The organism is Stutzerimonas stutzeri, from assembly GCF_019090095.1.
In the GTDB taxonomy this organism is placed as follows: domain Bacteria; phylum Pseudomonadota; class Gammaproteobacteria; order Pseudomonadales; family Pseudomonadaceae; genus Stutzerimonas; species Stutzerimonas stutzeri_AN.
In genome coordinates, this window is record NZ_JAGQFP010000001.1 from 2,093,777 (window position 1) to 2,106,509 (window position 12,733).

Annotated in this window: 14 protein-coding genes; 6 read left to right on the forward strand and 8 right to left on the reverse strand. The window is 64.9% G+C overall.

Annotated features, from left to right (window positions below; all coding sequences use genetic code 11):
• The first annotated feature begins 164 nt into the window (after positions 1-164).
• Together KVO92_RS09255 and KVO92_RS09260 are read left to right on the forward strand one after the other, a co-directional pair.
• Positions 165-842 carry a Crp/Fnr family transcriptional regulator gene (locus tag KVO92_RS09255; RefSeq protein WP_217475285.1) on the forward strand — a complete coding sequence of 226 codons (678 nt, stop codon included), beginning with the start codon at positions 165-167 and terminating at the stop codon, positions 840-842.
• Positions 843-935: 93 nt separating this feature from the next.
• Positions 936-1,343: a putative zinc-binding protein gene (locus KVO92_RS09260; RefSeq protein WP_217475286.1), complete on the forward strand. Its 408-nt coding sequence runs from the start codon at positions 936-938 to the stop codon at positions 1,341-1,343.
• A gap of 122 nt (positions 1,344-1,465) precedes the next feature.
• Here the strand turns inward: KVO92_RS09260 and ubiT are convergent, their stop codons facing one another.
• The 5 genes from ubiT to norR all read right to left on the reverse strand — a co-directional run bounded on the left by ubiT (position 1,466) and on the right by norR (position 6,018).
• Positions 1,466-1,960: a ubiquinone anaerobic biosynthesis accessory factor UbiT gene (gene ubiT / locus KVO92_RS09265; protein ID WP_217475287.1), complete on the reverse strand. Its 495-nt coding sequence runs from the start codon at positions 1,958-1,960 to the stop codon at positions 1,466-1,468.
• Positions 1,954-2,844, reverse strand: coding sequence for a U32 family peptidase (locus tag KVO92_RS09270; RefSeq protein ID WP_217475288.1), 891 nt, complete (start codon positions 2,842-2,844; stop codon positions 1,954-1,956). Before KVO92_RS09270 ends, ubiT begins: the two co-directional genes overlap by 7 nt.
• A 14-nt stretch (positions 2,845-2,858) precedes the next feature.
• Positions 2,859-3,854, reverse strand: coding sequence for a ubiquinone anaerobic biosynthesis protein UbiU (ubiU, locus tag KVO92_RS09275; protein ID WP_021208810.1), 996 nt, complete (start codon positions 3,852-3,854; stop codon positions 2,859-2,861).
• A 322-nt stretch (positions 3,855-4,176) separates the two neighbouring features.
• Positions 4,177-4,386, reverse strand: a complete 210-nt coding sequence (locus tag KVO92_RS09280) for a hypothetical protein (RefSeq protein ID WP_217475289.1) — start codon at positions 4,384-4,386, stop codon at positions 4,177-4,179.
• A gap of 102 nt (positions 4,387-4,488) precedes the next feature.
• On the reverse strand, positions 4,489-6,018 hold the full coding sequence (gene norR, locus KVO92_RS09285) for a nitric oxide reductase transcriptional regulator NorR (protein WP_217475290.1): 1,530 nt from the start codon (positions 6,016-6,018) through the stop codon (positions 4,489-4,491).
• A gap of 147 nt (positions 6,019-6,165) precedes the next feature.
• Here norR and ytfE point away from each other — a divergent pair, with 147 nt between their 5' ends.
• From ytfE to KVO92_RS09305, 4 genes are all read left to right on the forward strand, one after another.
• A complete protein-coding gene (gene ytfE, locus KVO92_RS09290) occupies positions 6,166-6,837 on the forward strand; it encodes an iron-sulfur cluster repair protein YtfE (protein WP_217475291.1) in 672 nt (223 codons plus the stop codon).
• Positions 6,838-6,897: 60 nt separating this feature from the next.
• Complete coding sequence (locus KVO92_RS09295) at positions 6,898-7,035, forward strand: hypothetical protein (RefSeq protein ID WP_217475292.1); 138 nt, start codon at positions 6,898-6,900, stop codon at positions 7,033-7,035.
• A 137-nt stretch (positions 7,036-7,172) separates the two neighbouring features.
• The gene (locus tag KVO92_RS09300) at positions 7,173-7,856 is read left to right on the forward strand and encodes a Crp/Fnr family transcriptional regulator (protein WP_217475293.1); all 684 of its coding nucleotides are present in this window, start codon (positions 7,173-7,175) and stop codon (positions 7,854-7,856) included.
• 131 nt (positions 7,857-7,987) lie between these two features.
• Positions 7,988-8,179: a DnrP protein gene (locus tag KVO92_RS09305; protein WP_217475294.1), complete on the forward strand. Its 192-nt coding sequence runs from the start codon at positions 7,988-7,990 to the stop codon at positions 8,177-8,179.
• A gap of 696 nt (positions 8,180-8,875) precedes the next feature.
• On the opposite strand, the gene KVO92_RS09310 is transcribed toward KVO92_RS09305, so the two are convergent.
• The 3 genes from KVO92_RS09310 to KVO92_RS09320 all read right to left on the reverse strand — a co-directional run bounded on the left by KVO92_RS09310 (position 8,876) and on the right by KVO92_RS09320 (position 12,713).
• Positions 8,876-10,720 carry a nitric oxide reductase activation protein NorD gene (locus KVO92_RS09310; protein WP_217475295.1) on the reverse strand — a complete coding sequence of 615 codons (1,845 nt, stop codon included), beginning with the start codon at positions 10,718-10,720 and terminating at the stop codon, positions 8,876-8,878.
• 81 nt (positions 10,721-10,801) lie between these two features.
• Complete coding sequence (locus tag KVO92_RS09315; protein ID WP_217475296.1) at positions 10,802-12,229, reverse strand: cbb3-type cytochrome c oxidase subunit I; 1,428 nt, start codon at positions 12,227-12,229, stop codon at positions 10,802-10,804.
• 43 nt (positions 12,230-12,272) lie between these two features.
• Positions 12,273-12,713: a c-type cytochrome gene (locus KVO92_RS09320; protein ID WP_217475297.1), complete on the reverse strand. Its 441-nt coding sequence runs from the start codon at positions 12,711-12,713 to the stop codon at positions 12,273-12,275.
• Positions 12,714-12,733 lie beyond the last annotated feature (20 nt).

Below are 12,733 nucleotides of genomic sequence, written 5' to 3' on the forward strand. Positions count from 1 at the left end.
CCGCCCAAAGCGAATTGACCAGAGTCAATCCCCACCGGCTGTTTTTCAAAGCCGGCATGAGGCGCCTGCGGGGCGCGATCTTGTCTCGGATCAAGGAAGGATCGTCATCGGCGCTTCTAGCATGCAACCTCGAACAATCCCGGACGCGTACCGGTGGAGGAACCATGCTCACCGAAACAACCCTTGTTGCGGAGCTTCGCCGCCACCACCTGTTCAGCCGCCTGCCCGAGGGTGCGCTGCAGGAGGTCTGCGCCTCGGCCAACCTCAAGCGTCTCCCCGCCGGTGCCTCGCTGTTCCACCAGGGCGACAAGGCCGAGCGCTTCTACTTCCTGTTCAGTGGTCAGGTGAAATTGCACCGGGTGGTCTGCGACGGCCAGGAAAAGCTGGTGGAGGTCATCCGCGGCGGCGAATCCTTCGCCGAAGCCCTGCTGTTCACCGGCGCCCCCAACTACCCGGTCAGCGCCACCGCGCTCAAGGCCAGCCTGGTCGCCAGCCTGCATGGCGCGCACTACCGGCGCATGCTCGAGCAGCATCCAAGCATCTGCCTGGACATCCTCGCGACTCTGAGCATTCGCCTGCACCAGCGCCTGAACGAAATCGACACCCTGACCCTGGCCAACGCCAGCCATCGCGTGGTGCGCTTCCTCTACCAGGCGCAGGAGAGCAACAGCGGCGTGGTGACCCTCGACGTACCCAAACGGCTGATCGCCTCGAAGCTGGGCATTCAGCCGGAAACCTTCTCGCGGATCCTGCACCGGCTGATCGAGTCGGGGATGATCAGCGTGCAGCGGCGTCGTATCGAGATCCTCGACAGCCAGGGCCTGGCCGCTTACCAGGAGTGATGACGGCCACCTCCCCGGGTTCTTGATGATCATCAAACGCCCCCGGCGGCGGGGCCTGGATACTGTCACGACCGTTCGCACGAGGAGATGACGATGCCGACGCCTCACCTGCCGCTGGTGTACGCCTGCTCAGGCTGCTCCAACGTGGCGCAGCTGGCCAACAGTCTCGCGGTGCGCCTCGACCGCACCGGGCTGGCGGAAATGTCCTGCATCGCCGGCGTCGGCGGAGGCGTTGCGCCGCTGGTCAACAAGGCCCGCTCGGGCCGTCCGATGCTCGCCATAGACGGGTGTCCGCTGCACTGCGTAAAAGCCTGCCTGACGCAGCACGGCGTCACGCCTGACGTGCACATCACCCTCAGCAGCTACGGCCTTCGCAAGCGCTATCGGGAAGACTGTAGCGAGCAGGAGCTCACCGCGCTGTTCGAGGATGTGAAGGGCATCATCACCAGCGACCGCATGCAGGTGCGCACCGGTTGCGCCATCGGCGTCGATGGCAGCTGACCGGGGCAAACCATAGGTGCGACATTCGACTGGCCTCGGGCCCGCCGCGTGCCGGTCTGGTCGACAGAAGGCCGCCCCGTAACCCCGGAGCGCCCCCCCAACCCGCAGCGGTAACCGCGGCGTCAGGCCCTCGCCGTTTGCACCCGTCCAGCAGCGGCGACCTCCTCGCCCGCGCCTTGCAGCAACTTCCACAGCCAGTTGGGCAGGGTGTCCGGATCGAGGCTGTCGATCAGGTTCTTGATTGCCAGACCCAGCTCGGTGTCGCCTTCGATGACCAGGCGGCGGCGGAAGAACAGGGTGTCAGGGTCTTCCTGGCGGCTGGCCAGCAGCAGGAACTCGCGCCAGTTGCCGCGGATGCTCACCTCGACCGGCGCCTGGGCGGCGATGCGCAGCTTGCCGCGCTCGCAGGTCAGGCACCAGGCCAGGCCGAGGTCGGCGACCTCGAGCTTCATCCAGTGGCCGTCGAGCACCGCGAAGGCGCCGTCGTCCAAGGCCTCGGCGAAGACCTGATTGAGGCTGCGCTCCAGCGCCAGGCGCTGGAGCAGGAATGGGGTCTTGGCCGCGAGCGGCAACAGCCGTCCGCCGAGATTCACCAGATGGGCACGCGGCTTCAGCATAAACCGGCCTCCTCGGCACGCAGCATGCCCGGCTGGCCATGCCAATAACCATTGCAACCGTCCACCGCCAGGGGCGGCTGTGCGCCCTTGCGCACGGCGTCGAAGGCGCTGATCACCCCTTCCATGCCGGCCGCACGGGGGCTCAAGCGCAACAGGTCCGCACCGCTGTCCACCAGCCCCTGGTAATCGGCGAGCAGGTTGCTGACCGAGCCCGACATCGTCTGGATACCGTTGATGGTGAACAGCGCCTCGCCTTCCTGGCTGAACAGCGCGATGCCCTCGGGGTAGTTCTGGCAGCACAGCTGGCAGTCGTCCTTGGGCCGGTTCTCGGCGCGCGCGGTAAAGCAGCGCGCCGAATAGGCCAGCGGCAGATGGCCGTAGGCGAAGATCTCGATCTCCGGTAGCGCGACGTCCAGCTCCAGCATCTGCGCCCGGGCGCGCTTGATCAGCGCACCGGAGGCCTCCACGGGCGGCACCCAGCGGCTCATGCCACTGGCCACCAGTTCGGCCAGCGCATGGCCGTTGTACAGGTTGAGTGCCGGACCGCCGACGAAGGGCAACTTGCGCTCGGACATCAGCTGCACCGCGCCCATGTCATTGGCTTCCACCAGCAGCTCACCGTTGTCGCACAGGCGGCGCAGGCTGGACAGCTCGGACGCCGCCTCGACCAGGGTCAGGCCGGACAGCACCAGCTGCGCCGAGGAGGCTTCGGCCAGGTCGCGGGCCAGGCCCAGCCAATCGTCGAGCATCAACGCCCGGCGCTTGGAGCACACCGTCTCGCCCAGGTAGATCACATCCAGCGGCTGGCTGGCCATGTTGGCGTAGAAATCCAGCGTCTGCTGGCGATCCCAGAAGAACAGCACCGGACCGAGAGAGAGTTTCATGCGCGGTTCCTCGTTCATTGCCAGGCGCGGTGGTAGGCACCCAGGGTGGTTTGCGAGCCTTCGGACAGGCCGTCCAGCACCCGCCGCCAGCCCGGTTCGACGGCATAGCGCTGCGGTGCCTTGAGGTAGCTGTCCAGCGCGGCACGCCAGACGCGGGTGACCTGCTCGACATAGGCCGGGCTGCGCTGGCGCCCCTCGATCTTCATGGCGGTCACGCCGATGGCGGCGAGTTCGGGAATCAGGTCCAGGGTGTTCAGGCTGGTCGGCTCTTCCAACGCGTGGAAGCGCTGGCCGTTGACCATGAAGCGGCCCTTGCACAGGGTCGGGTAGCCCGCCGACTCACCCTCGGCGTAGCGATCGATGAGCACATTGTTGAGGCGCGACGTCAGCCCTTCAGGCTCCTCGCTCCAGCGCACCGCCTTGGCCGGCGAACACACGCCGCAGAGGTTCGGCGACTCGCCGGTGAGGTAGGACGAGAGGTGGCAGCGGCCCTCGGCCATGATGCACAGGCTGCCGAACGCAAACACCTCGATCGGCACCGGGCTGCTCGCGGCGACCTGCTTGACCTGCTTGAGCGACAGCACCCGAGGGAGCACGGCGCGCTTGATGTTGTAGCGCTGCTGGTAGAACGCCAGCGCCGCGGCATTGGTTGCCGAGCCCTGTACCGACAGGTGCAGATTGAGCTGCGGGTGGCGCTTGGCGGCATAGCCCAGCACCCCGGGATCGGCGGCGATCAGCGCATCCACGCCCAAGGCGGCGGCCTGATCTACCGCACGTTGCCAGCGGTTCCAGCCGTCGGGCTGGGCATAGGTGTTGACTGCTATATACAGCTGCCGGCCCTTCTCGCGGATCAGTTGCAGCCCCTTGTCGAGCTGCTTTTCATCCAGGTTCAGACCAGCGAAATGACGGGCGTTGGTGTCGTCGCGAAAACCGACATAGATGGCATCGGCGCCCTGCTGGACGGCGGCCTTCAGCGCGGGCAGGCTACCTGCCGGACAGACCAGGTGCATGGCAACTCCTAGACATGCAAATCGTGCGCACCGCGCAATGGCGACGGTGCCCGCCCGGACCGGACGGAAAGCCGGCAGTCTAGGTAGCAGGCCTGGAACAGGCATTGATGAACGTCAAGGGAGCGAGCCAGTGCGGCGGTCACTCCCCTCCTGGCTTCTTCAGGGATGCCAGCTGGAGCGCTGTAGCGCGTGCCGACGCTCCAACGGATGGCGGTATTACGGGCGGAAGGTGGTGCCGGCAGGCACGAGGGCAATCAGGACCGGCGCCTGGCATGCGAGCGGCCGGCGCCGGCCGTTTCACCGCCGCCTATGGCGGGAAGCCTCAGATGCCTTCGTCACCTTCGAACTCTTCGGTGGCCCGCGCGACCATCTGCCGCCAGGCGCCGGACTCTTCGGCCAGCAGCCGCATGGCCTTGATGCTGGCCATGAAGGCCTGCTGATAATGCTGCGGGTTGTTTTCGCTGGCGGCGCGCTCGGCGTGGCTCAATGCCTCGGTCAGCAGTGCGTCGAACTGGGCGTGGTCCAGGGCCATGGGGCTCTCCTCGGTGAAGGGGGGTAATGTCTGCAGCTTAGACCACCGCCCCTTCGACATGATTCGCGCCGGCTGATGGCAGGCGCGGCGATGCCCACCGCGTCACTTCAACTTCAACCGCCTGGCCAGCTTGTGCAGATTGCTCGAATCCACGTCGAGCAGCCGCGCCGCCTGCGCCCAGTTCTCGCCGCTGGCCTCCAGCGCGCGGACGATGGCCTGGCGTTGAGCATCATCGACGGTCTCGCGCAGCGGAACGATCTGCGCTTGCACTGGCTCAACCGGCACTTCGGCTGCGGGAACCGGTGCACCGGAGCGGGTGCTGTCCAGGTCGAGCAGGTCGGGCTCCAGCGTCAGAATCTCACTGCGAGACGCACCGCGACTGAGCAGCCGCAGCGCCGCGCGACTGATCACATGTTCGAGCTCGCGCACGTTGCCCGGCCAGGCATAGCCGAGCAAGGCGCGCTCGGCCGCAGGCGACAACCGCATGCTGCGCAGCCCCAGGCGCGCACGGTTCAGTTCGAGAAAGTAGCCGGCCAGAATCAGCACATCGTTGCCGCGCTCGCGCAGCGGCGGGATCGGCGCCGGGTAGACCGACAGGCGATGGTAGAGGTCGGCGCGGAAATGCCCGTCGCGCACGCTCTCGCGCAGGTTACGGTTGGTCGCGGCGATGACGCGTACGTCGACCTGCCGCGGCTTGTCGGCGCCCAGGCGCTGGATCTCACCGTTCTGCAGGGTCCGCAGCAGCTTGGCCTGCACCACCAGCGGCAGCTCGCCCACCTCATCGAGCACCAGCGTGCCGCCGTTGGCTGCATCGAAGCGGCCGGGACGATCGGTGGTAGCCCCGGAAAACGCCCCTTTGACATGGCCGAACAGCTCGCTCTCGGCCAGCGATTCGGGCAAGGCGGCGCAGTTGACCAGCACCAGCGGCTTGTTGCGCCGCCGCGAATGCCGGTGCAGCCAGCGCGCGAAGAGCTCCTTGCCGACGCCGGTTTCGCCGAGCAGCAGCACCGGCAGCTCGGAGTCGGCAACCACTTCCAGTTCGCGCAACAGGTCGGCGATCACCTGGCTCTGCCCGAGAATTTCGCCGTCGCCCGGCAGCGGCGTGCTCTCCAGCACGTCGGTACGGGCCAGGCGCAAGCCACGGTTCTCGTGCTCCAGCCGGGTGATACGGATCGCCGCCTCGATCACCAGGGTATAACGCTGCAGATCACGCCGCGCCTCGTCATCGAAGGTGCCGGCATGCAGCGCATCGAGCGTCAGCGCGCCCCACAGCTTGCCCTCGACGAACAGGCTCACGCCCATGCAATCGTGCACCGGCAGGGGCTCGCCGACGTGCTCGTCCAGCAGGCCATCGTACGGGTCCGGCAAACGGCTGTCGGGTTCGAACCAGGTGGGTTCACGCTGCGAGAGGATCGCCGCCAGCCGCGGGTGTTGCGCCACCACGAAGCGCCGGCCCAGCGCTTCTTGCACCAGCCCTACCGCGGCCAGCGGGCGCAGCGTGTCTTCGTCGAGTCGCAGCAACACGACCGCGCCACAGTTGAAGCGCTGGTGCAGCGTGTGAACCAGCCGTTGCAGCCGAACGGCATTGGGCAGCTCGGTGACCAGATCGGCCAGCAGTGCTTCTTCCATCATGGTGTTTACTACCCTCGAGGTTTTTTAAACCCTACAGCGGATCGGTAGTTTTCACCAATGCTAATTTCAAAGCCTTGCAGATCAATGGGTTAGCCATGGCACAGAGCTTGCCACTGTTGGCCTATCCCCACCCACGGAAAGGCCACCATGAGCATCGCGCTTACCGAACAGACCCTGGGCAGCCTGGCCTGCCTTATTCCCGGCGCCACCCGCGTGTTTCGCCAGTACAAGCTGGATTTCTGCTGCGGTGGCAACACGCCGCTGCGCGATGCGGCGCAGCAGCGCAATCTCGACGCACAGGCTATCGCCGAGGAGCTCGCGGCGCTGGGCAGCGACCCGTCCAGCGAGCCGGATTGGCGCAACGAGCCGGCCGCAGCGCTGATCGAGTTTCTCCTGGAGCGCTACCACGAGCGCCATCGTGAGCAGTTCCCCGAACTGATCCGCCTGGCCAGCCGCGTCGAGCAGGTGCACGGCAACAAGGCCGACTGCCCGCTCGGCCTTGCCGAGCACCTGTGGAGCATGCAGCAGGAGCTGGAGAGCCACATGCTCAAGGAAGAACAGATCCTCTTCCCGATGCTGCAACGCAACATCCAGCTGCCGCAGACCCAGGGGCCGATCGCCGTGATGCGCTTCGAGCACGACCAGCACGGTGCCGCCCTTGCGCGACTGGCCGAGCTGACCCAGGACATCACCCCGCCGGCCAACGCATGCAATACCTGGCGCGCGCTGTACCGCGGGCTGGAGGAGCTGCGCGACGACCTGATGCAGCACATCCACCTGGAGAACAACATCCTGTTCACCAACGCCTCGGCACGCTGAGGCACGCACGCACCTAGCGGGCCGCCGCGGCCCGCTCCCCCTGTAGTACCGGAGGCATACATGAAAGCGATCATCCAACCAATGGTGTGGGGCCTGGCGATGGCCTCGATGCTGGCATTGGCCAGCAATGTGGCGCTCGACCTGACGGTTGGCAGCCTGCAGCCTGGCAGCACAGAAACCCGTACCCTCACGCCCTGAGCGCGCCCCTGCAACCGGCCTGGGTCAACACTACGACGGGCTATCTGGGCTAGGCTCAGTAACGTGACGGGCCCAGCCCGCCCTGAGGCGCCCGGCCCGAGAGCGCCCATATTTTTGAACATGACAGGATGCCTTGCATGGTGCTTCACCGCGTACATAACCAGATTCTTCGCAGCCACCACCTGTTCGAGCCATTGAACGACGAGCAGATGGACGAGCTGATGAGTGCCAGCCAGTTGCTCAACCTCGACAAGGGCGACAACCTGTTTCACCAGGGCGAGCCGGCACACTCGTTCTATTTCGTGATTTCCGGTGCGATCAAGATCTATCGGCTGACCCCGGATGGGCAGGAAAAGGTATTCGAGGTCATCGGCAACCGGCAGACCTTCGCCGAAGCGATGATGCTGATGGACACGCCGAACTACGTCGCCTCGGCCCAGGCCGTCTGCCCGACGCAGGTGTACCGGTTCTCCAACACGGCCTACATGCGCCTGCTGGAGGCGAACCAGAAGTTGTCTTTCGCCCTGCTCGGCAAGCTCAGCGTGCGCCTGCACCAGCGCATCAACGAAATCGAGACGCTGTCGCTGAAGAACGCCACCCACCGCGTGGTGCGCTACCTGATGACGCAACTGGCGCGCCTGAAAGACGATGGCAACAGCTTCGAACTGCCGATGGCCAAGCAGCTGATCGCCGGCCACCTGTCGATCCAGCCGGAGACCTTTTCGCGGATCATCCGTCGCCTGATCGACGAAGGGATCATTACCCAGGAAGGCCGGCAGATCACCATTCTCGATCGCCAGCGGCTGGAACAATTCGAGTGATAGGACAGGCCGGGATGCCGCCAGCAGCGGCGATGGCGCCCCGCGCACGGCTTTGACCAGGGTTGATTGCCGTCAAGCCTGGAAAGCCACCGGGCATGGCAAGCTGGACGTGACCTACGGAGAACACTGCCATGTCCAGTTGCCTGTACTGCCAGCAACCCAACCCGCCGCAAGAGGCCGAATGCAGCCATTGCGGCATGCCCCTGCCGGCGCATGCCGACACCGCATGCGAGCGACGCCAGCGCAAATTCTTCTGGTTCTGCATCGCCATGACCGTGTTCTGCGCCGTGATGATCGTCTGGTTGCCGCGCCATTTCTTTTAAAGGCTGAATGGCCACGGCGCCGGGCGTCCGACCGTGGGTGGATCGCGCCACACCGATCCACGGAGTGGCCATCCACCGAGCAGCGTCCCGCTGGATGTAAAGGCGACTTACGCCCTACCGCCTGAAAAGCTTCGCCCCGAGGGCGGGGCTCCCACAAAAGCAGCCCGTAGGGTGGATCACGCTTCACCGATCCACCGGTTGGCCATCCATCGAGCGGCGTCCCGCTGGATGTAAAGGCGACATACGCCCTACTGCCTGAAAAGCTTCGCCCCGAGGGCGGGGCTCCCACAAAAGCAGCCCGTAGGGTGGATCACGCTGCACCGATCCACGGGGTGGCCGCCCACCGAGCGGCGTCCCGCTGGATGTAAAAGCAACATACACCCTACCGCCTGAAAGGCTTCGCCCCGAGGGCGGGGCTCCCACAAAAGCAGCCCGTAGGGTGGATCACGCTGCACCGATCCACGGGGTGGCCGCCCACCGAGCGGCGTCCCGCTGGATGTAAAAGGCGACCTACATCCTACCGCCTGAAAAACTTCGCCCCGAGGGCGGGGCTCCCACAAAAGCGGCCCGTAGGGTGGATCACGTTTCACCGGTCCACGGGGTGGCCATCCACCGAGCGGCGCCACGTAACAATCCACAGCTACCCAACAACGAAACGGACGAAGCCGAAGCCTCGCCCGTTTTCCATCCTGGCGCTTACCGCTGGGTCAGTTGCTTGTACAGCTGTGGCAGGCGGAACGGCAGCTGTTGCGGGTCCTTGATCAAGGTGAAGCCGTTGGCGCCGAACATGTAGGGCAGGTAGTCACCGGCTTCCTGGTCGATGGTGATGCAGAACGGCAGCAGGCCCTGCTTGCGCGCTTCCATGACCGCCTGACGGGTGTCCTCGACGCCGTAGCGCCCTTCGTAGACATCCAGATCGTTGGGTTTGCCGTCGGTAACCAGCAACAGCAGCTTGCGCCGTTGCTTGCAGTTGCCGAGCAGCTCGGTCGCCTGGCGGATGGCCGCGCCCATACGGGTGTAGTAGCCGGGCTTGAGCGCCTGGATGCGCCCGCGGGTGTCATCGCCATAGCGTTGCTTGAACGACTTGAGCTCCTGCATGCGCACCTGATGCCGGCGCAGCGAGGAAAACCCGTACAGCGCGAAATCGTCGCCCACCGCCGACAGCGCTTCGCCGAACAGCAGCAGGCTGTCGGTGATCACATCGATCACCTTGTGCTCGTCGTCCAGGTGCGCGTCGGTGGACATCGACAGGTCGGCCAGCAGCAGGCAGGCCAGGTCGCGGCGATTCTGCCGCTGCTCCATGAACAGGCCACGCTCGGCGCATTGGCCGTGCTGGCGCTCGACGTGAAAATCCAGCCAGGCCTGCATGTCCAGCTCCGAGCCCTGGGGCTGCCCGCGCAACCATTGCCGGTCGTTGCGCAGGTGTTCGAACTGCCGGCGCAGCTTGCGCGCCAGCGGACCGAGCCGCGTCGGCAGGCCCATGGGTTCGGAGCCACGCGGCAACATCATCTGCAGGCTGACGAAGTTGTCCTGCATGCGTTGCTTGCGGTAGTCCCACTCCGGCAGTTTGAGGCCCTCGCCCAACGGGATGTCGTCGACGTCCGAGGGCGGCAGGTCGAGGTGCAGCTTGAGGCCACCACCCTTCTGCATGCGCTGACGCGACATGGCGATTTCGTCGAGGTCCTCGGCGACGCGCGAAGCGTCCTCGTTCTCGCTGTCATCGCCCTGGCGATCGAGCTCGACATGCTCGGACCAACTGAACAGGTTTTCCAGGCGGAACAGCATGAGGCCGCCCTTGCTGGTGCTGTCCTCGACCCGCTTGGCACGCTTGCGCAGGCCTTTCTGCTCGGCCGGCGGTGCCTGCAGATGGTTGTCCGGGTCCTCTTCGGTGAGTTCGGTGGCCTGGGGGACGCCGAGGTTTTCCGCTGGATACAGCCACATCGGCAGCGGCCAGGGCGCCACTTCGCTACGCGGGAACTGCGTGACGCTGCCCGGTTCGCGCAGGGCCTGGCACAAGGCACGCTCCAGTTCGCCCTCGGCGCGCGGCAGGCTGGCCGGATCGGGGCGCAGTTGCAGATGGGCCTCGACCAGGCGTTCGTAGCGTGGCCGCATCGCCGGGAAACGCTGGAGGATGGCCTGGGTCCAGCGCTGGTTGTCGCGCGCCCAGTGGCGCATGTCGCCCGCTTGCGCGGCGAGCAGCGCGAGCCAGCGATACAAGTCCTGGTTGAGCGTGACCTCGGGGTAGACCGCGAGGTGCTGCGGCAGGCGCAGGTTGTTGCCGTCGCACCAGGCGACCGGCAGTTGCTTGCAGGTGCCAGCGACCTGTTGCAGCAGGTTGCGCCGCAGCATCAGGTCCCGTGCGCTGGCGGCCTCCACCCCGACGCCGCTGGCCCCGCCCATGGCGCGAAACAGCACCGACAGGCTGCGCTGCATACTCTGCAGCTCGACGCTGGCCTCGGGAAAATCGGGGCTGGCGCGGCGGGTAATGAAGCGGTGCCAGACACTGCCGACCCACTCTTCGACTTCGACGGTAAAGGCCATTTCGATTACTCCGTTACGCCGTGTGAAAACGGCAACGGCCCGCTCATGTCAGCCGGGCCGTTGCTCATGTTGCGATGGAACTCAAGCCGCAGCGACAGCAGCAGGTGCGTCGGCGGTGACCCGGCCACGCTGCCTGAAGCTGGTCAGGTAGCAGACCAGACCGATCAGGAAGAACACCCCGGCGATCAGCCGCAGCCAGAAGAACACGCGCAGCTGGTCGGCGGTATTCATGAAGGACATCGCCGCCCCGTCGGCAGGGATCCGCTGCAGCCAGACCTGCACCACGCCAGCGGCGGTGAGGAACAGGGTGATCATCACCATGGAGATGGTCATCAGCCAGAAGCCCCAGATCTCGACGCGCTGTGCCCGTGCATCCGGCGCTTCACCCAGGCCACGCAGACGCGGCATGGCGTAGCTGATCATGGTCATGATGATCATCGCGTAGGCACCGTAGAAGGCCAGGTGACCGTGGGCAGCCGTCAGTTGCGAGCCATGGGTGTAGTAGTTGACCGGTGCCAGGGTGTGCAGGAAGCCCCATACACCTGCGCCGAGGAAAGCTGTCACGGTAGTGCCGATGGCCCAGAGCGACGCGGCCTTGTTCGGATGCTGGCGACGGCGACGGTTCACCATGTTCAGCGAGAACAGCACCATGGCGAAGAACGGCAGCGGTTCCATGGCAGAGAAGATCGAACCCAGCCACAACCAGACCTCAGGCGCACCGATCCAGAAGAAGTGGTGACCGGTACCGATGATGCCGGTGATCAGGGCCATGGCGATGATCACGTAGAGCCACTTCTCGATCACTTCGCGGTCGACACCGGTGATCTTGATCAGGACGAAGGCCAGCATCGAACCCATGATCAGTTCCCACACGCCTTCGACCCACAGATGCACCACGAACCACCAGTAGTACTTGTCGCGCGCCAGGTTTTCCGGGTTGTAGAAGGAGAACAGGAAGAACACCGCCAGGCCGACCAGGCCGGTCATCATGACCATGCTGATCGCAGTCTTGCGGCCTTTGAGCATGGTCATGCCGATGTTGTAGAGGAAGCCCAGAGCGACCACCACAATACCCATCTTGGTGATGGTTGGCTGTTCGAGGAACTCGCGGCCCATGGTCGGCAGCAGGTCGTTGCCGGTCATCGCGGCCAAGCCGGCGTAGGGCACGAACAGGTAGCCGAGGATGGTCAGCACGCCCGCGGCGGCGAAGACCCAGAACAGGATGATCGCCAGTTTCGGGCTGTGCAGTTCACGGTCCGCTTCCTCGGGAATGAGGTAGTAGGCCGCGCCCATGAAGCCGAACAGCAACCAGACGATCAGCAGGTTGGTGTGCACCATGCGCGCCACGTTGAACGGCAGGATGGGGAACAGGAAATCCCCGACGACATATTGCAGGCCCATGATCAGGCCGAACAGGATCTGGCCGACAAAGAGCATCAGCGCAAACACGAAGTACGGTTTGGCGACGGCCTGCGATTGAAACTTGAGATGCGGATTGAGAATGCCCATCTCGTGACCCTCCTAAGATTACGAAAACAAGGTTGTTGAACGATCAACCTTCCTTGTTTGGCGGCCAGTTGTTGGTGTCGATCTTCGAGGTCCACTTGAGGAATTCGGCCAGATCGTCAACCTGCTGTTCGCTCAGATTGAACTGCGGCATCGAACGGCGACCTGGAACGCCCAGGGGCTGTGCTTTCATCCAGGCATGCAGGAAGGGCTTGAAGGCCGCATCCTCGCCACGACGGACGAACACGTTGCCCAGCTCCGGCGCGAAGTAGGCACCTTCACCCAGCAGGCTGTGGCAGCCGATGCAGTTGTTGTTTTCCCAGACCGCCTTGCCGCGCACCACCGATTCGGTCAGCGCCGTTTCGTTGGATCGATCTGGGAAAGTCTGTTCGGTGTGATAGGTGAGACCGAGAAATACGAGGAAGAAGAACACGCTTCCTCCGAAGTAGATATTTCTGGCCATCCCTTTGGTAAAGGTCTCGGACATGGTCGCCTCCTCATGGCGTT